This is a genomic window from Aliiroseovarius sp. F47248L, assembly GCF_023016085.1.
Lineage (GTDB): Bacteria > Pseudomonadota > Alphaproteobacteria > Rhodobacterales > Rhodobacteraceae > Aliiroseovarius.
The window spans coordinates 2276798-2299313 of sequence record NZ_JALKBF010000001.1; the positions used below are offsets into that span (position 1 = coordinate 2276798).

Here is a 22516-nt window from a genome sequence, read left to right on the forward strand (position 1 = left end):
ACGGTGGGGACGCGCAAGGGCTTGAGGCAGAGGCAGCTGGAGGCTGTGTTAGACATGAAACGAACGATTTCAGGCGCGATTTGCGCACTGGGCCTGTCGCTGGCAGCGACGGGCGTTTTCGCTCAGGAAAGCTCGAACCGGGTCGCCGCAAACACCGATTGGAGTGTGTTTGTCGAAGACAACCCGACAGAATGTTGGAGCGTTTCGAGCCCAAAAGAGACCGTGAACACAAGAAATGGCCGTTCGGTCGCGGTAAAACGTGGTGATATTCTGCTGTTTGTCAGCTATCGCCCGGGTGCCAAAGTGAATGGCGAAGTGTCGTTCACCGGTGGCTATCCTTTCGCACCAGGGTCCACCGTGTCGCTTGTGATTGGCGATACGACATTTCAAATGTTCACCGATGGCGAATGGGCCTGGTCCGCTTCTCCTGGTGATGACGCCAAGATCATTGCGGCCATGAAACGTGGCGCCAGCGCGATTGCAAACGCCGAAAGTTCGCGCGGGACCAAAACGCAGGATACGTTCAGTCTGCTTGGTTTCACCGCCGCCGTTGAAGAAGCCGGAAAACGCTGCGGTAGCTAGGCTGTCTGATCTTCACGACATTCTGACACGCCATGGGCATTCCATGGCGTGACAATCAGTGTTTGTTCCTCTATAGACTGCCGCCTTGCACAAACTGGAACGCGCCATGGAACTGACTGCCCCAATCACACAGGATGTTATGACCATCCCCCGCAAGACCGACGAAGGTGGCAAACGCAACCTCGTTGGCCTGACGCGTGACCAATTGCGTGACGCATTGATTTCTGTGGGCACACCTGAAAAGCAGGCGAAGATGCGGACCGGACAGGTGTGGCAGTGGATTTACCAATGGGGCGTGCGTGACTTCGATGTGATGACCAACCTGGCCAAGGCCTACCGCGCGCTGCTGGACGAGCATTTCGTCATCGAAATTCCTGAGGTCGTGACTCGTAAGGTGTCCCAAGACGGCACCCGCAAATACCTTGTTCGCATCGCGGGCGGGCACGAGGTCGAGGTCGTCTATATCCCCGAAGAAGGTCGCGGCACGCTGTGCATCAGCTCGCAGGTCGGCTGCACCCTCACCTGTTCTTTCTGCCATACAGGCACCCAGAAACTGGTGCGCAACCTGACATCGGCCGAGATTGTCGGGCAAATCATGATGGCACGCGACGATCTGGGCGAATGGCCCGAACCCGGTGCGCCCAAGGATGAAACCCGTCTGCTGTCCAATATCGTGCTGATGGGCATGGGCGAACCTCTGTACAACTTCGAAAATGTGCGCGACGCGATGAACATCGCGATGGACGCCGAGGGCATCCAGCTGTCGCGCCGTCGGATCACGCTGTCCACCTCGGGCGTAGTGCCGGAAATCGCCCGCACTGCCCAAGAAATCGGCTGCCTGCTCGCGATCAGCTTCCATGCCACAACGGACGAGGTGCGCGACAAGCTGGTGCCGATTAATAAACGCTGGAACATCGAAACGTTACTGAACGCGCTGCGGGATTATCCGCGTCTATCGAACTCGGAACGGATCACGTTTGAATATGTGATGTTGAACGGCGTGAACGACAGCGATGAAGACGCCCATCGCCTGATCGAACATCTGAAAGGCATTCCCGCGAAGGTCAACCTGATCCCGTTCAACGAATGGCCCGGCTCGCCCTATACCCGCAGTTCGAACAACCGCATCCGGGCGTTTGCCGACATCATCTACAAGGCTGGCTATGCCAGCCCCATCCGCACCCCGCGCGGCGAAGATATCATGGCCGCCTGCGGTCAGTTGAAGTCTGAGACGGAACGCGCTCGCAAGTCAAAACGCCAGATCGAGGCTGAGGCCGGCTTGGGGCAATAGACGGAACCTGCCCGTCGCGCTATGCTTATGGTTCGGGCGGTGCCCGATATGTGGCACCCTCCCCTAATGTGGAGGTTTCAAGATGAGCTATGTTCAAGGTTTCCTGATCCCGGTTCCGATCAAAAGCAAGGACGCCTATCGCGACCTTGCCGCCCAATCTGCACCTATTTTTCAGGAATATGGTGCGACCCGCATAGTCGAGACATGGAGCGAGACGACTCCGGACGGCAAGGTTACAGATTTCAAACGCGCCGTTAAAGCAACGCCAGACGAAGCGGTCGTATTTTCGTGGATCGAATGGCCAGATAAAGACACCTGCGATGCTGCAGCAAAGCGCATGGAATCCGATCCTCGCTGGAAGGATATGGCGCAGATGCCATTTGACGGCAAACGCATGATCTGGGCTGGGTTCGACCCGATCTTCGAGGCCGAGACCTGACGCAAACGGATCCTGCCAGGCGTTAGCGTCCCGGAATGTCGGTGCGCTTGCCCGGTTTACCCCATGCGTCAATCACATCGATGGCTTCTTGAGCTGTTTCGACAAAGCGGAACAGGTCAAGATCATCTGGGCTAATCGTGCCAGCATCTGCCAATGCCTCCCAATTCACAATGCGGGTCCAAAAGTCACGCCCGAACAGCAGGAACGGCACCCGTTTCATACGGCCGGTCTGGATCAGCGTCAGACTTTCAAACATCTCGTCCAGTGTCCCAAATCCGCCCGGGAAGATCGCGATCGCCTCGGCGCGCATCAGGAAGTGCATCTTTCGAATCGCGAAATAGTGGAAGTTGAAGCACAGGTCCGGCGTAACATACTCGTTCGGGGCTTGTTCGTGCGGCAGCACGATGTTCAGACCAATGGACACGCCGCCTGCGTCCACGGCGCCTCGGTTCCCGGCCTCCATTACGCCCGGTCCGCCGCCGGTGACGATCACGTTTTCGCGGTGGTTGTTCACCTTGGAGCGGAGTGTCATAAGCCGCGCAAATTCACGCGCCTCGTCATAAAATCGTGACAGCTCTGCCAGCGTTTCGGTCCGCGCCGTGTCCTTCTGTGCAGGTTCCGGGATGCGCGCGCCGCCAAACAGGACGACTGTGCTCTCCACCCCGTATTCCTGCATCAAAAGCTCGGGCTTCATCAACTCCAACTGCCAGCGCACGGGCCGCAATTCATCGCGGCACATAAACTCCTGATCGTCATAGGCCAGACGATACGCCTGCGCGCGGGTTTGAGGCGTATCGGGTATTTGATGCGCCGCTTCACGGTCCTGATGGCTGTCGCGGAACGGGTGGCTGCGGTCGTCATTCATGGGCACGGATCCTGTTTCTTATGCGTTCTTGCAAGAGCTATCGCCTTTAAGCGCGAAGAACCAGTGCCGCGTTTTCACCTTGTCGCGACACACGCGGGATGGTGCTATTCATTGCACAAACCACCGTTCCGTCTTATAGCCCAACCGAACCCAAATTCGCCCACCCCCACGCACGGAGCCTTTTGACATGTCAAACGCCCAACTCGAAGCCGCCATCGAAGCCGCCTGGGAGGCGCGCGATAGCATTACCCCCGCTACCACCGGCGAATCCCGTGAAGCCATCGAAGACACGCTGAACGCGCTTGACGGTGGCGGGCTGCGCGTGGCGGAACGTCAGGACAATGGTGATTGGCATGTGAACCAGTGGGCGAAAAAAGCCGTACTACTGGGCTTTCGCTTGAAGGACATGGAAGAACAATCTGGCGGCCCGCAGGGCGCTGGCTGGTGGGACAAGGTTGACAGCAAATTCAAAGGCTGGGGCGACAACCAGTGGAAAGCCGCTGGTTTCCGCGCGGTCCCGAATTGCATCGTTCGCAAATCGGCCTTCATCGCGCCCGGCGTGGTTCTGATGCCCAGTTTCGTAAACCTTGGCGCCTATGTGGACGAGGGCACCATGGTTGACACATGGGCCACCGTCGGATCGTGCGCGCAGATCGGCAAGAATGTGCACCTGTCGGGTGGCGTCGGCATCGGTGGGGTGCTGGAACCCATGCAGGCTGGCCCGACCATCATCGAGGACAACTGCTTCATCGGCGCCCGCTCGGAAGTCGTGGAAGGCTGCATCGTGCGCGAAGGATCGGTGCTTGGCATGGGCGTGTTTATCGGCCAGTCAACCAAGATCGTAAACCGCGACACCGGCGAAGTGATGTATGGCGAAGTGCCGCCCTATTCGGTGGTTGTCGCAGGCTCGATGCCGTCGAAGAACGGGGTCAACCTCTACTGCGCGGTGATCGTGAAGCGTGTGGATGCCAGGACCCGTTCGAAAACCGGGATCAACGAGCTACTGCGCGACTGATCGTTGTCACTGTCTAGTTAAAGCAGGCGCGCCGCGTATGATCGGCGCGCTTATTTTCAGAAAAAGTGACGTAAATCTCGTTCTGCGCCGTATAACCTCCAAACAATGGGAGGTCACAATGATACGTCTAATCCTGCTTAGCAGCCTGATCGCGGTCGGCTTTGCCGCTGAAGCAGCGCAAACCCGCAACGCGCAACCCCCTTCGACCTGCACATATTCGGTCTGAACCGGCAGGGCTTGATCCCGGCGCGGATGCGGCCTAAGCCCGGCGCATGAGCAAAGAGAAAAAACCGAAGAAGCCGCATCAAGTCTATACCCTTCTGGTCGAGGTGGGCCGCAAGGATGGCGACGGGTTGCCTGAGGGTGCAACCGGTGCCGCACTGGTCTGCTATGCCTCGGGTGTGGACGAAGCCGAAGCGGTGCGCGAGACCGTCGCCATTCTGAAACAAGCCGATCTGGCCCCGCTGGATGTGAACGGTTATGGCAGCCTTGACGAACGTCTGGCCGAAGGGCACGACATCCCGGGCGACGAACGCACTTTGATGGGGCGCGCGTTGAAAGAAAACAGCGTGATCGTGGCCCAGATGACCCCGTTTTTTGGCGAGAACACCTGATGGGCACCGTTTTTTGGGACCTTGATGGTACTCTGACCGACCCCAAACCCGGCATCACCGGCAGTGTCGTGAAAGCACTGCAGGAACTTGGGCTGAACGCACCATCGCCTGACGATCTGGAATGGGTGATCGGTCCGGCCCTTTTATGGAGCTTCGAGAAGCTGGGCACTCCAGACCCTCAGATCGCGCTGGAACATTACAGAGTGTTCTACGAAGACAAGGGCGGGATGTTTGACTGCACTGTCTTTGACGGCATACCCGAAGCGCTGACCACCATTGGTGCGCGTCATGCGATGCATATCGCCACGGCAAAGCCCCACGTCTATGCCCAAAAAATCACGGCTCATTTCGGGTTGTCGAAGTTCATGACCCAAGAATTTGGCCCTGAACTTGATGGCACCCGTAATGACAAGGCCGAATTGCTAGCATATGCCCTGACGATGACCGGGGATGACCCTGCACGCTGCGTCATGATCGGAGATCGGCACTATGATCTGAATGCCGCGCGCGCCGTGGGTATGAAGTTTATCGCGGTTGGCTGGGGCTATGGTAGTGGCGACGATCTGTCAAAAGCAGACGCACATGTAAAAACGCCCGACGCGTTGCCGGGCGTTGTTGATCGGTTTCTGTCCTAGCGAACCATGCGTCATTCGGTCTGCACGATGGTCACGAACTGATCTGGCAAGTTCGTGTCCGGTTCGATCAATGCACGCAGTGGGATGATGATCTCGGCGGTTCGTCCGTCATCCGACAACATTCCGTTTGTCTCAACAATATCCTTGCCAGTGATTTTCATGCGTATGCGATGCCCCTGGAACGCCTGTTGCAGCATTCCCATCATGGATGCGTCTGCGCCGCTTTCGGCAGCGGCCTGTTTCAGCTCTGCCAGATCAAAGAGCAGTTTCACGTAAGGGCCGTCCATTCGTTCGACGGTGACACCCTGATTGTGATTGACCCCACCGGATGCTGCATTCTGTTTGCCTGTCTCAATCTCGGCAATCAGATTGTCGATCGTGTCGGTCTTTTCCACCCGGCAGCTGAAGGTTCCGTCTGCATTCACTTTGCCGACGCCCTCTTCGCATGGGTCCTGACCGCTTTGCGCGATCATGCCATACATTTCCGGCCCTAGCAGCATATGCGCCGACATAGTTGCCGTTTCATCGTCATGTACCACAAAATCCAGATCAGCATCAAAACAGGCCGATAGGGGAAGAACGACCAGAAGGAACAGAAGTTTTTTCATGAATGGCTCCGAAGCGGGCGGTGGATTTCACGCCGAGGTTAGAGCGACCTTCGCACAAGGTCCAGCTTGACCGTTCTCAATCCGCCCGGCCGATTGCCCTGCCCCCACCAACCCATTACAGATGTTGGAAAGGAGCGCGCAAACATGCCCGACACATCCCATTCACCAGTCGATCCGATAGCCCTGACACGGCAGCTGATACGATGTCCATCAGTCACGCCTGAAGAAGGAGGGGCATTGATCCTGCTGGAAGAATTGCTGTCAGATGCGGGATTTTCCTGCACCCGGATTGACCGGGGGGGCGTGTCGAACCTGTTTGCCCGTTGGGGGTCTGGCAATGCCCGCACGCTGGGCTTTAACGGCCATACGGACGTTGTTCCCGTAGGCGACGCTGACGCTTGGACGGTGGATCCGTTCGGGGCGGAGATTCGCGACGGATACCTTTATGGGCGTGGCGCGACAGACATGAAATCTGGCGTCGCCGCATGGGTCGCGGCCGCAATTGACTTCATAGCAGACGCACCCGCGGATGCCTCGCTTGTCATCGCCATCACCGGTGACGAAGAAGGCGATGCCACCGACGGCACCACCGCCATACTGGACTGGATGGCCCAAGCGGGCGAAAGCATGGACGATTGCATCGTTGGCGAGCCGACCAGCCCGAACGAAATGGGCGAAATGATGAAAATTGGGCGTCGCGGGTCGATGACGACATTCTTCACGGCACGCGGTGTTCAGGGCCATTCCGCCTATCCCGACCGAGCTTTGAACCCAGTTCCCGCGCTGGCGCAATTGATCGCTGATCTTGCCGCGCACGAGTTAGACAAGGGCACCGATCATTTCGATGCTTCAACACTAGCGGTAACGACCTTTGACACGGGAAACCCTGCGACGAATGTCATTCCCGCCGAATGCAAAGCCACAGTGAATATCCGTTTCAACGATGCCCATACATCGGAGGAACTGATCCAATGGCTGGGCAAGGAAGCTGCCCGCGTCGGCCAATCCTCCGGCGTTGATATTGAATTGACGACGATGGTATCGGGTGAAAGTTTTATCACGCCCCCTGGTGCACTTTCAGACCTTGTTGCCGATGCAGTGGAAGCCGAGACAGGACGACGGCCAGAAGCATCCACAACCGGGGGCACATCCGACGCACGCTTCGTCAAGAACGTTTGCCCAGTCGTCGAATTTGGTCTGGTCGGCAAAACCATGCATCAGGTGGACGAACGGGTGAAGGTGGCCCAAATCAGCCAACTTAAAACAATTTATTCACGCCTTATCCGGGACTATTTCAAATGAGCCAGATTCCAAGCAAGCAAGAGATTCTGGACTGGATTTCAGAGAATCCAACCCAGACCGGCAAGCGCGACATCGCGCGCGCGTTCGGGATCAAAGGAGCGGCGCGTATCGACCTGAAACGTCTGCTGAAAGAGCTGGAGGCCGACGGCCATCTGGCAAAGCGCGGCAAGACCTACCGCGACCCGGATAAGCTTCCACCTGTCGCTGTGCTGCGTGTGGATGCCCCCGATGCCGATGGCGACATGTATGCCACGCCGATGGAATGGGCGGGCGAAGGCGCGGCCCCTCGTGCGCTGCTGATCATGAAAAGCTCGGACCCCGCATTAGAGCAGGGTGAGCGTATTCTGGCCCGCATGAGCGAAGTGCAGGATGAACCCTATGCCTATGAGGCACGGTTGATCCGACGCATCGGCACCAATCCGATCCGTATTCTGGGCATCTATCGCACAGGGTCCGAAGGAGGACGGATCGTGCCGGTCGACAAAGGGCAGGACAAAGAATGGCGCGTTGATCCCGGTGCTGATGAAGGTGCGAAAGATGGCGAACTGGTCGAGGCACAGCAATCCGGTCCGAAATCCCGTATGGGATTACCCCGCGCGCGCATTGTCGCGCGCCTTGGCGACCCCACCGCCCCCAAAGCCGTAAGCCTGATCGCGATCCACCAGCACGGCATTCCCGACTCATTCCCCGACAATGTGATCGAGGAAGCCGACAACATGAAACCAGCGGGCCTTAAAGGACGCGAAGACCTGCGCCACCTGCCCTTGATCACCATCGACCCGGCAGATGCCCGTGACCATGACGACGCCTGTTATGCGCATGCCGACGACAATCCGAAGAACCCCGGCGGACATGTGGTATGGGTCGCTATCGCGGATGTGGCGCATTACGTAACACCCGGCTCGGATCTGGATTTCGAGGCCCGGAGACGCGGTAACTCGACCTATTTCCCTGACCGTGTGGTGCCGATGCTGCCCGACCGGCTTTCTGGTGATCTGTGCAGCCTGCACGAAGGTGTACCGCGTGCCTGCATCGCTGTACGCATGGTGTTGGATGCGCAAGGCCAAAAACTCAGCCACAGCTTTATCCGCGGGTTGATGAAATCACACGGCTCGTTGAATTATGCCGAGGTGCAAGCAGCGCAGGATGGCAACCCAAACGAAAAATGCGCACCGTTGATGGACGAGGTCATTGCGCCTCTATTTGCCGCCTATGACGCGACCAAACAGGCTCGTGCATCCCGCCAGCCGCTTGATCTGGACCTGCCCGAGCGCAAGATCATTCTGGACGAGGACGGAAAGGTTGCATCCGTTGCCTATGCAGACCGGTTTGACGCACACCGGTTGATTGAGGAGTTTATGATCCTTGCCAATGTGGCCGCGGCCGAGGAACTGACTCGGCTCAGACGCCCGCTTCTGTTCCGTGTCCATGAAGAACCCAGCCCCGAAAAACTGGAGGCGCTGCGTGAAGTTGCGCAGGCATCCGGGTTCACTCTGGCCAAGGGGCAAGTGTTGAAGACCCGCCACCTAAACAACCTGCTAGCACAGGCTCAGGACACCGAGTTTGACGAATTGGTTAACCTGTCGGCGCTTCGGTCGATGTCGCAAGCCTATTATTTCCCCGAAAATTTCGGGCATTTCGGGCTGGCGCTACAATCCTATGCGCATTTTACCTCGCCCATCCGGCGCTATTCCGACCTCATCGTGCACCGGGCACTGATAGCCGGCCACGGTTGGGGCAAGGACGGTCTCAGCCCAGAAGACATCGAAAAGCTAGAAGCCACGGCCCAGCATATTTCAGAAACAGAACGGCGGTCGATGGCAGCGGAGCGTGATACCACAGACCGCTATCTGGCCGCCTTCCTAGCCGAACGTGTTGGTAATGAATTTACTGGCCGCGTGTCCGGCATTGCGCGATTTGGCCTGTTCGTAAAATTGGACGATACAGGTGCAGACGGGCTTGTGCCGATAAGCTCTCTGGGAAACGAGTATTTCCGCCATGACAAGGACGAACAGGTGCTTGTGGGCGAACGATCCGGATTGGTCATCGGGCTTGGACAACGCGTGACCGTGCGATTGGCTGAAGCTATTCCAACTACCGGTGGATTGACCCTAGAGCTTTTGGAAATTGAAGGGCGCAAACTGACCCCCAACAGAACCCGTAAGGGGGGGAAGTCAGCACCAAGGAAACCCATGACAACAAAGCGGAAATCCGCAAAGCTGAAAAAGAAAGTGAAACGTTCCCGTAAGTAGTTGGTAAGGTCCATTTGGGACATAAGGTTTGAGTTGGTGTTGAACAGTACAATGTTAGAGCAAGAATTTCAGGCATGGTGTCATGCCTTCCACAAACGCGCAGGTCAAGCCGGGGTTTCAGCCCGGACACTAGAGCTTTGCGCAAGCTATCTGCGGCCCGACCCGATGGTGCTTGAAAAGCAATCCAATCAGTCGGAGTTTACGCTGAACATATCACAATATCTGGATCGCGCGGTTTCGGATAAGCGCATTCGCAAGGGACGTGCGTGCTATCGCGAAAACCGGACGCTTTTGAACAGTATTTCAGAACAGTATGGCGTTGATGCACAGATCATTCTGGCCATCTGGGGGCTGGAGTCCGATTACGGCGCGACACGCGGTGACTGGCCGGTCTTGACGGCGCTTGGAACGCTGGCACAGTCTGGCCACCGTTCCGACTTCTTCGAAGATGAATTGATCGCTGCACTGTTGATCATTGATGCGGGCGACATTGCCCCTGCAGCAATGCTTGGATCCTGGGCCGGGGCGATGGGCCATGGGCAGTTCATGCCGTCAAGTTTTCAACACTTTGCTGTCGACAATGACGCGGACGGGCGGCGCGACATATGGGGTGATGATCCGCAAGACGGGTTAGCCTCGGTCGCGAATTATCTTGCCGAGCACGGCTGGCGCATGAGCCGCCCCTGTCGTGTCGAGGTCAAATTACCCGACGCTTTCGATCATGCCCTCGCAGGGCGGCAGACAAGCTTTCCAGTCGCAGAATGGGCTAGAATGGGTGTCAGTTCGGCGGATGGTGGCCCTGTTCCCGATTATGGTAACGCGTCGGTCATATTACCCTCTGGTGCCAGCGGCCCGGCTTTCATGACATTTGGGAATTTCGATGTGCTACTGACCTACAACCGGGCCGATGCCTATGCGATCGCGGTCGGGCTGCTCGCGGATCGGGTGCAAGGCGGGCGACCAATCAAAGCCAAATGCCCGGATGATCTGATTGTGTTGACGCGCGATGGGATGCGCGAGCTTCAGGAGCGATTGACAGCGGCCGGGTATGACACGTTGGGTACCGACGGTTTCCCCGGCCCCAATACGTCGGCTGCACTGCGTAAATATCAACGTGACAACGGGTTGGTCGCAGACGGGTTCGGGTCTGGCGCGATGCTGGAGCTTCTGCGCAACCAGAACTGACGAGAGAGTTATTCGAACTCCATTTCGGTGAACACCTGACCGGCGTTCTTGGTCGCCAATTCCTCAAACGTGTCATGGTGTGCGAACGGCGATTGATCGACGTAATAGGCATCTTCCAAGGTGCCTCCATTCTCCAGCAGCATCGCGATCTCACCACGCAAATGTTTCAGATAGCCGATCGTATGCGCCTCGACCTGGGCCATGTTGGTGGGATACCCGTGGCCCGGGATTACGTAGGTCGCGCCGAGCGGGGCAAAGGTGGTTTCCCACGTCTCGATCCAGCAGCTTGTGCAGGTGTCTTCGAAAATCGGGGGGATGCGGTTGTGAAAGGCCATGTCGCCCGCGATGATCAACTCGTCTTCGGGCAACCAGACTTGAATGTCACCGGGGCTATGGGCTGGGCCGGAATACAGTACGTCGATGATCTTGCCGCCCATCGAAATCGTTTCGTTTTCGTCAAACGTGCGGGTCGGTCCCATCGGGTCAGTGCCTTCGGCATTTTCGCGCGCGTAGCGGGTCATGCCGTCATAAATCTGAGCAGAGTATTCTTCGAACTCGTGGGCCGCATCGACATGGGCCAGCACGTCAACCCCTTGTTCGATCCAGTAATTGTTGCCCAGCATCGCATGTCCCTGCCCGTTCTCGTTAATCACGAGCTTGACGGGCTGGTCTGTAATCGCCTTGATCTCGTCGTGCAGAGCTTGCGCCAGCTTGTAGTTGGCGCCAGCATTGACCACGACGACCCCATCACCGGTGATGATGAAGCTAAGGTTATTGTTATGCCCGGCATTCTCATACCCCGGAGGAGCCGTGGCACCGATCGCGGACCAGATGCCGGGAATGACCTCAACCGGTTTTTCATAAAGGACCGAGCCTGGGTATTGGTCCGCGATATCCTCATCTGCGAAGGCAGGCAAGGCGATCAGGGTCAGGATGGCTGTGATGATGCGAAACATGGTGTCCTCCGGCAATCTGTTCGGATCAGATTGTCACATTCGAATGTGATTATCCAGCGTCAAGGCAGGGGCGCTGCCCCTACGGTCCAATTTGTCAATTGGACCCACCCCGGGATACTTCCGGCCAGAAGAAACAGTCAGGTGCGCGCAGTTTCGGCGGCAGTGCGGATGGCGCGGATGTTTTCGCCATAGATCTGCGGCTTGGCCACCGAGCCACCCTTGAAGACTGCAGAACCCGCGACCAGAACATCGGCGCCCGCTTCCGCCACAAGAGGAGCGGTTTCCGTGGTGACACCACCGTCAATCTGGATGTGGATCGGCCGGTCGCCGATCATCTGGCGCAAGCGCCGGGTCTTATCGACGCCGGAGCGAATGAATTTCTGCCCACCGAAACCGGGGTTCACCGTCATGATCAACACCATGTCTACAAGGTCGAGCACATATTCAATGCTTTCCAATGGCGTGCCCGGGTTCAGGCTGACACCCGCCTTGACACCTTGCGCCTTGATAGCCTGCAGGGTGCGATGGATGTGAGGCCCGGCCTCGACATGGGCGGTGATCATATCGGCGCCCGCTTCAGCATAGGCTTCGATATAGGGGTCGATCGGCGCGATCATCAAATGCACATCCATGAAGGTTTTTACATGCGGGCGAAACGCTTTCACAGCGGGTGGACCGAAGGTGAGGTTTGGCACGAAATGACCATCCATAACGTCCACATGCACCCAATCCGCGCCCTGAGCTTCGATGGCCTGAATTTCCTGACCAAAATTGGCGAAATCAGCAGAAAGGATTGAAGGGGCGATCTTGATGGAACGATCAAAGGACATAATGGGATCTCCGGCAGCGTTGGTTGCGCTTCTTATAACGGGATTATCGGATTTGCGAAGCGCGAATGCGCCCCGCATGCGCTACAGTCGAGACCTGAAACCCGCCAAAACCTGTGCATAGATGTCGCGCTTGAAGGGCACGATATTGGCCACCACCTCATCTGGATGCATCCAAGCCCATTGGCTGAACTCGGGGTGATCTGTTTCGATGTTCACTGCGCTGTCGTCGCCCAGAAAGCGCGCAAGATACCAGCGCTGTTTTTGCCCCTTGAAACGGCCCTTCCAAATTTTCGGCACGATGTCATGTGGTAAGTCATACGGCAGCCAGTCGGGAAACTCGGCTTCGATCTTCACGAGGTCTTGAGTGACACCGGTTTCTTCCCACAACTCGCGCAGGGCTGCGTCGCGCGGATCTTCGTCCTTGTCCACCCCGCCTTGGGGCATCTGCCAGGCTGTTTTGGTGCCCAGCCTTGGCGCATCGAGCCGTTGCCCGACGAAAACCTTTCCTTCACGATTCACCAGCATAATGCCGACACAGGGACGATAGGGCAGCTTTTCTATTTCAGCAGGTGTCATGGTAACTTCCTGGCCCAATGAGTTTTGTTAACGATACAGCGTTGTCATAGCGGGTCGAAACACAAAAGGGCCACCCTTAAGAGCGGCCCTTCAGTAAATTCCACGTCCGCCTATTGCGCCATGGCAATGGTCGACAAACCTTTGATCAAGTCAACCGCATAAGACAGCTGGAAGTCATCATCGCGCAGCTTGGCGGCTTCTTCAGCGGCTTCTCGCTCTTCTTCGATCTGACGCTGTTCGTCCTCGGTCAGGCTGTCATTGTTCAGACTGCCGCGCAGGTCCGCTTCGGTGCGTTGAGGTCGAGCTTCCTCTTCGTTCTCGGCTTCGGGCAGGCGTGGTGGCTGTTGCACTACGATATCGGGGGACACGCCAAGTGCCTGGATCGAACGACCCGACGGCGTATAATACCGCGCGGTGGTCAGACGCATCGCCCCATCGGAAGCCAACGGCATCACCGTCTGCACCGATCCCTTGCCAAAGCTCTTGGTGCCCACGACGATGGCGCGGTGGTGATCCTGAAGTGCACCTGCGACAATTTCAGACGCCGAGGCCGAGCCGCCATTGATCAGAACAACCATCGGCTTGCCTTCGGCCAAGTCACCAGCTTCTGCGTTCACACGTTCGCTTTCGCCGGGGTTGCGTCCGCGGGTTGAAACGATTTCGCCGCTTTCAAGGAAGGCGTCGGAAACTTCGATTGCCTGGTTCAGAAGTCCGCCAGGATTGTTGCGCAGATCAAGCACGATGCCCTCGACATTCTTCATCCCACCCAAGGCTTCCACCTCGCGCGCTAGACCATCAGACATGTTGGCGTAGGTTTGATCGTTGAACGTGGTCACACGCAGCACGATCGTGTTGCCGACCGAACGGGCTGTTGCCGCCGTCAGCTTGATCGTATCGCGAATGATCGACACATCGAACGGTTCATCCACGCCTTCGCGCACAACGGTGATTATGATTTCAGATCCAACGGGGCCGCGCAGCATGTTCACTGCCTCGTCCAGTGTCAGGCCCATCAGGGCTTCGCCATCGACATGTGTGATATAGTCGCCGGATTCCACACCTGCATCATCGGCCGGCGTTCCGTCCATCGGGGACACGACGCGCACGAAGCCTTCTTCTTGCGTCACCTCGATGCCCAACCCTCCGAAGGAACCGCGTGTCTGCACACGCATGTCGGCCGCATCTTTGGGGGACAGATAGCTGGAATGTGGATCAAGTGAACTGAGCATCCCATCAATCGCGGCTTCGATCAGATCGGCCGAATCCACCTCTTCTACATACTGCGCGCGGATTCGCTCGAAGATATCGCCAAACAGGTCCAACTGCTCGTAAACGCTTGTGTTTTTGGCGGCGTCTTGTGCAAGAAGCGGCCCTGCCACCTGCGTGGTCAGCACTGCGCCTGCTAAGGTGCCCCCAAGGGCGGCCATTACGAATTTCCTCATCAGTTCATTCCTTGCCTGCCGCAAACCAGTCGCTGGGGTCCACGGGCGTTCCGTTCTCTCTTAGCTCTATATAAAGCGTTTCCGACGCGTCCGCGCCAGTTCCTTCCTCCGCTGCGATCAAAAACGCTTGATCACCGCTGTTATCTGCACCTGCCATCAGTCCGATGGGCGCACCTTTCGGCAACACTTCACCCACTTCGCCATATAACTGTCCTAACCCGGCCAGAACCATCAGATAGCCGTCACCTGGTTCGATGATGGCAACATTGCCATAGTCCAACAACGGTCCCAAGTATCGGACGGTTGCGGGCCATGGCGTAGTGACAATGGCCATCGGGCGGGTGGCGATTACATATCCGGGGCGGCGCACTCCGGCGGCGTCAACCTCGTTAAAGCGGCGAATGAGCTTGCCCAGCGCGGGCATGGCCAGCCGACCTTTTACACTGGTAAAGTCTTGCGTGACGGCGGCATTACCCCGTGGCACGGGTTCAGACATCAGCCCATCCGCAAAGCTGGCCAAGGTGTCTGCGCTTTCCACCAGAGTTTGCATACGTGCATCGTCGGCGACGAAACGGCGCGGCAGCTCAGTGCGCCGGGCAATCGCTAGGCTGAGTTCAAAACGCGCGTCTTGCGCCCCCTCCAGTCCCGATTTTAGGGTATCCACCGCGTTTTCCTGCAACGCACGCAGGGTTTTCAGCTCTTCCAGATCGCGACGCAGGCTTTCAGCTTCCTTTTGCAGAGCTGGGGCCACGTCAGACAGGATCATCCCTGACCGTGCCGTCCCAATCGGTCCGGCGGGGTGAACCAGCAATGCCGGTTCCGGTGCCCGTTCGATGGTTTGTAGCACCCCCAGAAGTTGGGAAAGCTGGTTGCTTTCGGCACTCAGAGCCCCTTGGATCGAAGCCTCACGCAAGCTGGCGCGGCGCAGCCCGTCCCTGAGCGTGGCTAGCCCTTCTTCATAGGCTTGAACAGTTTGCGTTAAAGCGGAAATCCGGTCGTTAGACTTCTCGGCCTCGGCCAACGCAACTGTCGCTTTATCCAGCGCCAGCATCGCGGCCCGTGCAGTTTCGGTCGGATCCGTTTGCGCGCGCGCCGAAAAGGTTGGCGCCAGCGCCAACAAAACCGCCGCCGCCAACCGGGGCAAGAGGCGTCTAGCCTGCATCACCGGCGGATCAGGCTTTCGCCGGTCATTTCAACAGGCTGCTCCAGCCCCATTAACTCAAGTAATGTAGGGGCAAGATCGGCCAAGCGACCCGAGGCGAGAGTGGCACCTTCGGGGCCGCCAAACATGATGACCGGCACCAGATTGGTGGTATGCGCTGTATGGGGGCCGTTGGTTTCTTCATCCCACATGGTTTCACAATTGCCGTGATCTGCTGTCACAATCATCGCGCCACCCACGTCTTTCAACGCGGCAATCACCTGCCCCAACCCTGAATCAACAGCTTCGCAAGCCGCGATGGCCGCATCCAGATCACCGGTATGCCCGACCATGTCGGGATTGGCATAGTTGGTGACAATAAGATCGAAACGATCGCGGATTGCACCGACAAAATGTTCGGTCACTTCTGGAGCAGACATTTTAGGTTGCAAGTCATAAGTCGCGACCTTGGGGCTGGCGGCCATGTAACGCACTTCTCCCTCGACCGGGGCCTCCTTGCCGCCATTCAGGAAGAATGTGACATGTGGATACTTCTCGGTTTCGGCGGTGTGGAACTGGCTTTTACCATGTTTTGCAACCCATTCTGCCAATGTGTTCACGATGTCCCGCTTGGGAAAACAGGTGGTCATATAGGCATTATGGGCGTCGGAATACTCGACCATGCCCAAAAGCGCCGACAGCGTTGGACGCGGACCCGTGTTAAACTCGCTGAAACTCGGCTCTCCGATTGCACGAAGGATTTCACGGGCGCGGTCCGCGCGGAAGTTCACAAAAAACAGCCCGTCGCCGTCCTTCATACCAGGATAGCCACTGATCACTGCGGGTTGGATGAACTCGTCCGTTTCACGCTTGTCATAGGCGGCAGCGATGGCGTCATCTGCGCTTGAAACGGCATCGCCCTGTCCTTTGACCATGGCGTCGAACGCGCGGCTGACCCGATCCCAACGATTGTCGCGATCCATCGTGAAGTAGCGGCCAACAACGGTGACAACCTGTGCGCCCTCGGGCAGCGCCTCCTCAAAAGCAGCAACCTGTTCGCGCGCGGATTGCGGGGACACGTCGCGCCCGTCGGTGATTGCATGAACCATCACTGGCAGCCCTGCGGCTGTCAAAGCCTTAGCAGCTGCGACAAGGTGATCTTGGTGGCTGTGCACACCACCGGGGCTGACAAGACCAGCGATATGGGCTGTGCCGCCTGCGGCATTCACCTTGGCTGCAAACTCCAGCAACGCCACATTCTTGAAAAACGAGCCATCTTCGATTGCCAGATCAATCTGACCCAAGTCCATCGCTACGACACGACCAGCTCCGATATTGGTGTGCCCTACCTCTGAATTCCCCATCTGTCCGGTCGGAAGACCCACATCAGGGCCATGGGTGATCAAGGTGTTGTTCGGGCAGTTTTGTATCAGCCAATCGAAGTTGGGTGTGTTGGCAAGTGCGGGTGCATTATACTCGTGGGCATCACGCAGCCCCCAGCCATCAAGAATGCACAGAACGACGGGCTTGGGCGTGGTCATGTCAACGGATCCTCTGGCTGCTTATAGACTGTCTATTGCGCGACAAGTCCGGGTGCAAGGCAAGCTGCCATCGCCGGGTAGATCAGGTGCGGTGATAGGGGCTGCCCGCCAAGATCGACGCGGCGCGATAAATTTGTTCGGCCAGCATCACCCGAACCAGCATGTGCGGCCAAACCATCTTACCAAACGACAGGCTGAAATCGGCCTGCGTCCGCAACACAGGATCAATCCCATCCGCACCACCGATGACAAAAGCCACATCGCCGCGCCCTTCATCGCGCCAACGCCCCAACAATTTTGCAAAATCAGGCGAGGACATGACCTTGCCGCGTTCATCCAGAGTGCAGATCAGCGCGCCTTTCGGAATGGCGCGCTCCAACAAGTTAGCTTCGGCGGACATGCCGCCGCCCTTCTTGTCTTCAACTTCGTGGATATTGGCAAGCCCAAGCCCCAACGCACGGCCCGTGCGATCAAACCGGGTCAGATAATCATCAATCAGGTCGCGCTCAGCGCCGCCACGCAAACGACCAACGGCGCAAATATGCACCCTCATAACGACGCACCCTTGAAGATCAGGTCGATACGCCGGTGGTGCCCGGCTCCAACCACATCTTTTCAAGCTGATAGAACTCGCGCACTTCCGGGCGGAACACATGGACGATCACATCGCCTGCGTCGATCAGAACCCAGTCGCCCTGATCCTTACCTTCGATCTTCGAAAAGACACCCATTTCCTGCTTGAGTTTCTCGGTCAGCTTTTCCGAGATCGCCGCGACCTGACGGGTCGAGCGACCGGAGCACACCACCATATGATCGGCCATCTCTGATTTGCCGTGCAAATCAATGATCACCACATCTTCGGCTTTGTCGTCTTCAAGTGAGTTAAGAACCAGCGACAGGATATCGTCGCTGACATTGGTCTGAGGGGCCGCCGTCATTGCGGATTTCCCTGCAGTCGCATCTTTTGCGACTTCTGTTTGCGGAGACAGGACATTGTCCTCCTATCGATGCGCGCCGATACGCCCCGACGCTGGGCACATAAGAATCGTAGCATCACATGGGGGCGATCTCAACGCTCGTCAAGCAACTGCAGCGAAACAGCAGTGCAAATGGGTCACGCCCGCGGGTTTTCGCCGGTTTCAGTTCCGTCTGGCAACGCGTCTGCCAGGTCGTCCGGCAACAGTCGGACTTCGCGCTGAGGGAACGGGAACGATATGTCGTTCTCATGAAACGCATCCCACAACGCCAGATAGACATTGCCGCGAATGTTGGTCAGACCGCCGGTTGGGTCATCGATCCAGAAGCGCAGGATGTAATCGACTGAACTGTCGCCAAACCCGACGATGTGACAGACCGGAGGGCGGAAGCTCAGCACGCGAGACACGTTGCTGGCGGCTTCGATGGCAACCTTGCGCACTTTGTGCGGGTCATCCCCATAGGCGGTGCCAAAATAGATATCCAGCCGCACGAACGAATTGGTATGCGACCAGTTCACCACCTGCCCGGTGATCAGGTCTTCGTTCGGGATCAGGTATTCGCGCCCGTCGCGCGTCACGACCGACACATACCGCGCACCAAGCTGCTGGATCCAACCAAATGTCTCGCCCAGACTAATCACATCGCCGGGCTTGATCGACTTATCCAACAGGATGATCACGCCCGACACGAGGTTGGACACGACCTTTTGCAGACCGAAACCAAGACCCACACCGATGGCGCCGGACAGAACCGCAAGCCCCGTCAGATCGACGCCAATCACTTTCAGACCCAGAAAGAACGCCGCGCCATACAGCAGAAGCTGAATGAACTTGACCGCCAGCACCTGCATCGACGGAGATATATCGTCATTGTTCTGGATCTTCTCAGCCGATCCTCGACTGAACATGCGCGCCAAGGCAAACAGGGCTGCCGTGACCACCACCGCCCGCAGAACGTCCAGAAGCGAGATATGGAAATCCCCAGTCGAGATCGCGAGATTATCCAGCACATCGCCAATTTCATCTGTTATGCCCAGATAATACAGCGTGACATAGATCCACAGCCCCCATTTCGTCGTGCGCCGAAGAACCCGGTTCTCGACGATGACAGAGGCAAACCCAACCAGCACCCAGGCCAATGCCAGCGTGCCGATGGCTGCGATCAAGTATGATCGGGACGGCCACGTCACCTCGCGCATTGCGGAAACGATCAGCCAAGACATCAGCACGAACAGGATCATCGGCACGCGGCGCTTGGTGTGAATGGCAAAGCGCAACCGGCGCTTCGACCACCCCTCGCGCGACCGCAGCCAATGGTCGATCTTGGGGTTCAGCATCTTGCCAACCGCCCAAGATATCACGGCCAGAAGGATGACAATCGCGATCTGATAGAGACGCCAAGTCTGACTAAGGCTAAGGATGAAGGCCGAGCCGTCATTCCACAGCGGCATCAACTGGTCGCGCAGCGTGTCGATAGTGTCTGTCGCAAGCTCTGGCAGATTATCCGCCCCGCTGCTTGGTTTGGGTGATGTGCCGGATTGCGGCGTTGGTTCGGGCTCCATGCGGTGACTTTTACATGCGCCCTTCGCCGCGTCCAGAGGTCGAACACACTACATCGCCCGACACCCTTGCGACGACGCTGGCAAAAGAGTATCTCAGCAGCATGACTCGGGTTTTCGATATGGACGATCGTGCGCGCCTGCCTTGGCGATTTTTCGGTGCGACACGGAATGTGCAAGCCCACCTATAAGGTGGCGCCCCCTTGCCTATCGCAACCTGACAGACATCCACGCCCATCCACGGAGAGCGAAATGACCGCCCCGAAGACACTCTATGATAAAATCTGGGACGCCCATGTGGCCCACGAAGCCGATGACGGCACCTGCCTTTTGTATATCGACCGCCATCTGGTGCACGAAGTGACCAGTCCGCAGGCCTTCGAAGGCTTGCGTATGGCCGGCCGTCAGGTGCATGCGCCTGACAAAACCATTGCCGTGCCGGACCACAACGTGCCCACAACGCTGGATCGGACCAAGGGCATCGAAAATGAAGAAAGCCGCATTCAGGTTGAAGCCCTGGACAAGAACGCCAAGGATTTCGGCATTCATTACTATCCCGTTGACGATGTGCGCCAAGGCATCGTGCATATCGTCGGGCCCGAACAAGGCTGGACCCTGCCCGGCATGACGGTCGTCTGCGGTGACAGCCACACCGCGACCCACGGTGCGTTCGGCGCACTGGCGCACGGCATCGGTACTTCGGAAGTTGAACACGTGCTGGCGACGCAAACGCTGATCCAGAAGAAGTCAAAGAACATGAAAGTCGAAATCACCGGCAAGCTGAAGCCCGGTGTGACCGCCAAGGACATCACCCTGGCCGTGATCGGCAAAACCGGCACCGCCGGCGGCACCGGCTATGTCATCGAATATTGCGGCGAAGCGATCCGTGATCTGTCGATGGAAGGCCGCATGACCGTCTGCAACATGGCCATTGAGGGTGGCGCCCGCGCCGGTCTGATTGCGCCGGATGAGACCACCTTTGAATACGTCAAAGGCCGCCCCCATGCCCCGAAAGCGGGTCAGTGGGAGCAAGCACTGGAATACTGGAAGACGCTTTACACCGACGAAGACGCACATTTCGACAAGGTCATCACCCTGAAGGGCGAAGAAATTGAGCCGGTCGTGACCTGGGGCACCTCGCCCGAGGATGTTCTGCCGATTTCCGCCACCGTGCCCAGCCCCGAGGATTTCACCGGCGGCAAGGTCGAAGCCGCCCGCCGTGCCCTTGATTATATGGGGCTGACCCCCGGACAGAAACTGACCGATATCGAGATCGACACGGTCTTTATCGGCTCCTGCACCAACGGGCGTATCGAAGACCTGCGCGCCGTGGCCGACGTGGTCAAGGGCAAGAAGATCAAGGACGGGCTGCGCGCGATGATCGTGCCGGGATCAGGACTTGTGCGTGCGCAGGCCGAAGAAGAAGGTTTGGCGGAAATCTTTCAGGAGGCCGGTTTCGAATGGCGCCTGGCTGGGTGTTCGATGTGCCTTGCCATGAACCCGGATCAGTTGGCCGAGAAAGAGCGCTGTGCCTCAACCTCGAACCGGAACTTCGAAGGGCGTCAGGGCTATAAAGGCCGCACCCACCTTGTGTCGCCCGCTATGGCCGCGGCGGCGGCATTGACGGGTCGTTTGACAGATGTTCGCGAGTTGATGTGATTCAACCAACCGGCCACGGCCGGGAAAAACATCCAAGCTAAGTGGTATTGTGCGCAACTGAGAAACAGTTGCGCACATTTCTCATCTGTCCTTTGCTGATTCCACTACTTTGAATTGATAATGCCTCAGTTTTGACGAAATTCTTTGAAGTCGCCCTTTCGAACCTAATAGAATTAAATCATTCGAGCATCGTGAAGGGGTCACGGTGGGTTATTTAATCAGTTACATGTTTAAAGGGGTAACTATGAACAAGCTGTTTGCTGCTGCGGTCATCGCAGCTGGTTTTGCAACCACATCCGACGCAGCCGTCCTGAAATTGGACAGCTACACATCTTCCATCCAATCCGTTTCGGTAAAATCTTCGCCGGTGGCGAATACACCGGGAACTGTTGGGGCCACGGGTTTCAACCTGACCGACACCACCGGGGATATGGGCAGCTTTGTCGGCTGGTGTCTCGACATTGCGCACTATCTTATGAACAAAGGTTCTAGCCAGAACTATACGCCAACCAACGATCCATTCTCCAACAGCTTCGGCCTGACTGACGTGGGTCGCGACCGTGTGCAATCGGTGTTTGATGCCAACTATGGCCGACTTGATACCTCAAACGGCGATCAAGCTGCGGCATTCCAGATGGCTTTGTGGGAAGCTGCCTACGAGGATGACAATACTGCGCTTAGCGTGTCTTCCGGTCTTTTTAAGGCCAGCAGCACTGGCAGCACGAATCTTGCCAACCGGTATCTGATGGCCGCCTCGGCTTACTCGGGCGATATGGTCTGGAACTTGTCGTTCCTTGAAGTGGATGGCGACGCAGATCGCGGTCGCTACACCGGACAGAACCTAGTTTCGGTGTCGCCCGTTCCGGTGCCTGCCGCTGGCCTGCTTCTGGTGACCGGCCTGTTCGGCATGGGGGCCATCACGCGCCGCCGCCGCAAGGCTTGAACCATTCGATCTGAACACAAACCCCGGCGCTCAACACCGGCGCCGGGTTTTTCATGCGCGGCTGACTTGGAATCGCCGTCAAAACCTGCATAAAGCAATGGACT

22 protein-coding genes are annotated in these 22516 nt (G+C 57.5%); 11 read left to right on the plus strand and 11 right to left on the minus strand.

Annotated elements, in window-relative coordinates; genetic code table 11:
• Window positions 1-54: 54 nt before the first annotated feature.
• The 3 genes from MWU51_RS11335 (at window position 55) to MWU51_RS11345 (ending at window position 2312) form a co-directional block, all read left to right on the plus strand.
• Window positions 55-582 carry an invasion associated locus B family protein gene (locus MWU51_RS11335; protein ID WP_247037282.1) on the plus strand — a complete coding sequence of 176 codons (528 nt, stop codon included), beginning with the start codon at window positions 55-57 and terminating at the stop codon, window positions 580-582.
• Window positions 583-688: 106 nt separating this feature from the next.
• Entirely contained in the window at window positions 689-1873 is a 1185-nt protein-coding gene (rlmN, locus tag MWU51_RS11340) for a 23S rRNA (adenine(2503)-C(2))-methyltransferase RlmN (protein WP_247037283.1), read from the plus strand.
• A gap of 82 nt (window positions 1874-1955) precedes the next feature.
• Window positions 1956-2312 carry a DUF1428 domain-containing protein gene (locus tag MWU51_RS11345; RefSeq protein WP_247037286.1) on the plus strand — a complete coding sequence of 119 codons (357 nt, stop codon included), beginning with the start codon at window positions 1956-1958 and terminating at the stop codon, window positions 2310-2312.
• A gap of 22 nt (window positions 2313-2334) precedes the next feature.
• Here MWU51_RS11345 and MWU51_RS11350 read toward each other — a convergent pair whose 3' ends face one another.
• Window positions 2335-3177, minus strand: coding sequence for a TIGR00730 family Rossman fold protein (locus MWU51_RS11350; RefSeq protein WP_247037287.1), 843 nt, complete (start codon window positions 3175-3177; stop codon window positions 2335-2337).
• Window positions 3178-3364: 187 nt separating this feature from the next.
• On the opposite strand from MWU51_RS11350, the gene dapD reads away from it, so the two are divergent.
• The 3 genes from dapD to MWU51_RS11365 all read left to right on the plus strand — a co-directional run bounded on the left by dapD (window position 3365) and on the right by MWU51_RS11365 (window position 5441).
• Complete coding sequence (gene dapD, locus MWU51_RS11355; RefSeq protein WP_247037289.1) at window positions 3365-4192, plus strand: 2,3,4,5-tetrahydropyridine-2,6-dicarboxylate N-succinyltransferase; 828 nt, start codon at window positions 3365-3367, stop codon at window positions 4190-4192.
• 272 nt (window positions 4193-4464) lie between these two features.
• Window positions 4465-4806 (plus strand): hypothetical protein, encoded by a 342-nt coding sequence (locus tag MWU51_RS11360; RefSeq protein WP_247037291.1) that lies wholly within the window; start codon window positions 4465-4467, stop codon window positions 4804-4806.
• The gene (locus tag MWU51_RS11365; protein WP_247037294.1) at window positions 4806-5441 is read left to right on the plus strand and encodes an HAD hydrolase-like protein; all 636 of its coding nucleotides are present in this window, start codon (window positions 4806-4808) and stop codon (window positions 5439-5441) included. Before MWU51_RS11360 ends, MWU51_RS11365 begins: the two co-directional genes overlap by 1 nt.
• Before the next feature lie 11 nt (window positions 5442-5452).
• Here the strand turns inward: MWU51_RS11365 and MWU51_RS11370 are convergent, their stop codons facing one another.
• Window positions 5453-6049 carry a hypothetical protein gene (locus tag MWU51_RS11370; protein ID WP_247037296.1) on the minus strand — a complete coding sequence of 199 codons (597 nt, stop codon included), beginning with the start codon at window positions 6047-6049 and terminating at the stop codon, window positions 5453-5455.
• Between the two features lie 144 nt (window positions 6050-6193).
• On the opposite strand from MWU51_RS11370, the gene dapE reads away from it, so the two are divergent.
• Genes dapE through MWU51_RS11385 form a run of 3 tightly spaced genes read left to right on the plus strand, consistent with a single transcriptional unit; the run spans window position 6194 to window position 10788 of the window.
• Window positions 6194-7351 carry a succinyl-diaminopimelate desuccinylase gene (dapE, locus tag MWU51_RS11375; protein ID WP_247037298.1) on the plus strand — a complete coding sequence of 386 codons (1158 nt, stop codon included), beginning with the start codon at window positions 6194-6196 and terminating at the stop codon, window positions 7349-7351.
• Window positions 7348-9603, plus strand: a complete 2256-nt coding sequence (rnr, locus tag MWU51_RS11380) for a ribonuclease R (RefSeq protein WP_247037299.1) — start codon at window positions 7348-7350, stop codon at window positions 9601-9603. The genes dapE and rnr overlap by 4 nt, the downstream gene beginning before the upstream one ends.
• 36 nt (window positions 9604-9639) lie before the next feature.
• Complete coding sequence (locus tag MWU51_RS11385; RefSeq protein WP_247037300.1) at window positions 9640-10788, plus strand: lytic murein transglycosylase; 1149 nt, start codon at window positions 9640-9642, stop codon at window positions 10786-10788.
• Window positions 10789-10796: 8 nt separating this feature from the next.
• Here the strand turns inward: MWU51_RS11385 and MWU51_RS11390 are convergent, their stop codons facing one another.
• The 9 genes from MWU51_RS11390 to MWU51_RS11430 form a co-directional block, all read right to left on the minus strand.
• Window positions 10797-11744: an MBL fold metallo-hydrolase gene (locus tag MWU51_RS11390; RefSeq protein ID WP_247037301.1), complete on the minus strand. Its 948-nt coding sequence runs from the start codon at window positions 11742-11744 to the stop codon at window positions 10797-10799.
• A gap of 137 nt (window positions 11745-11881) precedes the next feature.
• Window positions 11882-12574, minus strand: a complete 693-nt coding sequence (rpe, locus tag MWU51_RS11395; RefSeq protein WP_247037302.1) for a ribulose-phosphate 3-epimerase — start codon at window positions 12572-12574, stop codon at window positions 11882-11884.
• An 81-nt stretch (window positions 12575-12655) separates the two neighbouring features.
• Window positions 12656-13150: an RNA pyrophosphohydrolase gene (locus tag MWU51_RS11400; protein ID WP_247037303.1), complete on the minus strand. Its 495-nt coding sequence runs from the start codon at window positions 13148-13150 to the stop codon at window positions 12656-12658.
• 110 nt (window positions 13151-13260) lie between these two features.
• Window positions 13261-14592 carry a S41 family peptidase gene (locus tag MWU51_RS11405; protein ID WP_247037304.1) on the minus strand — a complete coding sequence of 444 codons (1332 nt, stop codon included), beginning with the start codon at window positions 14590-14592 and terminating at the stop codon, window positions 13261-13263.
• 4 nt (window positions 14593-14596) lie between these two features.
• Window positions 14597-15754: a peptidoglycan DD-metalloendopeptidase family protein gene (locus MWU51_RS11410; protein WP_247037305.1), complete on the minus strand. Its 1158-nt coding sequence runs from the start codon at window positions 15752-15754 to the stop codon at window positions 14597-14599.
• The gene (gpmI, locus tag MWU51_RS11415) at window positions 15754-17274 is read right to left on the minus strand and encodes a 2,3-bisphosphoglycerate-independent phosphoglycerate mutase (RefSeq protein ID WP_247037307.1); all 1521 of its coding nucleotides are present in this window, start codon (window positions 17272-17274) and stop codon (window positions 15754-15756) included. Before gpmI ends, MWU51_RS11410 begins: the two co-directional genes overlap by 1 nt.
• 82 nt (window positions 17275-17356) lie before the next feature.
• Window positions 17357-17827: a 23S rRNA (pseudouridine(1915)-N(3))-methyltransferase RlmH gene (gene rlmH, locus MWU51_RS11420; RefSeq protein ID WP_247037308.1), complete on the minus strand. Its 471-nt coding sequence runs from the start codon at window positions 17825-17827 to the stop codon at window positions 17357-17359.
• Window positions 17828-17846: 19 nt separating this feature from the next.
• Window positions 17847-18212 (minus strand): ribosome silencing factor, encoded by a 366-nt coding sequence (gene rsfS, locus MWU51_RS11425; RefSeq protein ID WP_247037309.1) that lies wholly within the window; start codon window positions 18210-18212, stop codon window positions 17847-17849.
• 176 nt (window positions 18213-18388) lie between these two features.
• A complete protein-coding gene (locus tag MWU51_RS11430) occupies window positions 18389-19702 on the minus strand; it encodes a mechanosensitive ion channel domain-containing protein (protein ID WP_247038828.1) in 1314 nt (437 codons plus the stop codon).
• Window positions 19703-20062: 360 nt separating this feature from the next.
• On the opposite strand from MWU51_RS11430, the gene leuC reads away from it, so the two are divergent.
• Together leuC and MWU51_RS11440 are read left to right on the plus strand one after the other, a co-directional pair.
• A complete protein-coding gene (gene leuC / locus MWU51_RS11435) occupies window positions 20063-21469 on the plus strand; it encodes a 3-isopropylmalate dehydratase large subunit (RefSeq protein ID WP_247037310.1) in 1407 nt (468 codons plus the stop codon).
• A 244-nt stretch (window positions 21470-21713) separates the two neighbouring features.
• Window positions 21714-22412: a VPLPA-CTERM sorting domain-containing protein gene (locus tag MWU51_RS11440; RefSeq protein WP_247037311.1), complete on the plus strand. Its 699-nt coding sequence runs from the start codon at window positions 21714-21716 to the stop codon at window positions 22410-22412.
• The last annotated feature ends 104 nt before the right edge of the window (window positions 22413-22516 follow it).

What these genes read in the sequence shown, in the direction of transcription:
- MWU51_RS11335 (WP_247037282.1), top strand. Translation starts at nt 55, where the DNA reads ATGAAACGAACGATTTCAGGCGCGATTTGCGCACTGGGCCTGTCGCTG.
- rlmN (WP_247037283.1), top strand. Translation starts at nt 689, where the DNA reads ATGGAACTGACTGCCCCAATCACACAGGATGTTATGACCATCCCCCGC.
- MWU51_RS11345 (WP_247037286.1), top strand. Translation starts at nt 1,956, where the DNA reads ATGAGCTATGTTCAAGGTTTCCTGATCCCGGTTCCGATCAAAAGCAAG.
- MWU51_RS11350 (WP_247037287.1), bottom strand. Translation starts at nt 3,177, where the DNA reads ATGAATGACGACCGCAGCCACCCGTTCCGCGACAGCCATCAGGACCGT.
- dapD (WP_247037289.1), top strand. Translation starts at nt 3,365, where the DNA reads ATGTCAAACGCCCAACTCGAAGCCGCCATCGAAGCCGCCTGGGAGGCG.
- MWU51_RS11360 (WP_247037291.1), top strand. Translation starts at nt 4,465, where the DNA reads ATGAGCAAAGAGAAAAAACCGAAGAAGCCGCATCAAGTCTATACCCTT.
- MWU51_RS11365 (WP_247037294.1), top strand. Translation starts at nt 4,806, where the DNA reads ATGGGCACCGTTTTTTGGGACCTTGATGGTACTCTGACCGACCCCAAA.
- MWU51_RS11370 (WP_247037296.1), bottom strand. Translation starts at nt 6,049, where the DNA reads ATGAAAAAACTTCTGTTCCTTCTGGTCGTTCTTCCCCTATCGGCCTGT.
- dapE (WP_247037298.1), top strand. Translation starts at nt 6,194, where the DNA reads ATGCCCGACACATCCCATTCACCAGTCGATCCGATAGCCCTGACACGG.
- rnr (WP_247037299.1), top strand. Translation starts at nt 7,348, where the DNA reads ATGAGCCAGATTCCAAGCAAGCAAGAGATTCTGGACTGGATTTCAGAG.
- MWU51_RS11390 (WP_247037301.1), bottom strand. Translation starts at nt 11,744, where the DNA reads ATGTTTCGCATCATCACAGCCATCCTGACCCTGATCGCCTTGCCTGCC.
- rpe (WP_247037302.1), bottom strand. Translation starts at nt 12,574, where the DNA reads ATGTCCTTTGATCGTTCCATCAAGATCGCCCCTTCAATCCTTTCTGCT.
- MWU51_RS11400 (WP_247037303.1), bottom strand. Translation starts at nt 13,150, where the DNA reads ATGACACCTGCTGAAATAGAAAAGCTGCCCTATCGTCCCTGTGTCGGC.
- MWU51_RS11405 (WP_247037304.1), bottom strand. Translation starts at nt 14,592, where the DNA reads ATGAGGAAATTCGTAATGGCCGCCCTTGGGGGCACCTTAGCAGGCGCA.
- MWU51_RS11410 (WP_247037305.1), bottom strand. Translation starts at nt 15,754, where the DNA reads ATGCAGGCTAGACGCCTCTTGCCCCGGTTGGCGGCGGCGGTTTTGTTG.
- gpmI (WP_247037307.1), bottom strand. Translation starts at nt 17,274, where the DNA reads ATGACCACGCCCAAGCCCGTCGTTCTGTGCATTCTTGATGGCTGGGGG.
- rlmH (WP_247037308.1), bottom strand. Translation starts at nt 17,827, where the DNA reads ATGAGGGTGCATATTTGCGCCGTTGGTCGTTTGCGTGGCGGCGCTGAG.
- rsfS (WP_247037309.1), bottom strand. Translation starts at nt 18,212, where the DNA reads ATGACGGCGGCCCCTCAGACCAATGTCAGCGACGATATCCTGTCGCTG.
- MWU51_RS11430 (WP_247038828.1), bottom strand. Translation starts at nt 19,702, where the DNA reads ATGCCGCTGTGGAATGACGGCTCGGCCTTCATCCTTAGCCTTAGTCAG.
- leuC (WP_247037310.1), top strand. Translation starts at nt 20,063, where the DNA reads ATGACCGCCCCGAAGACACTCTATGATAAAATCTGGGACGCCCATGTG.
- MWU51_RS11440 (WP_247037311.1), top strand. Translation starts at nt 21,714, where the DNA reads ATGAACAAGCTGTTTGCTGCTGCGGTCATCGCAGCTGGTTTTGCAACC.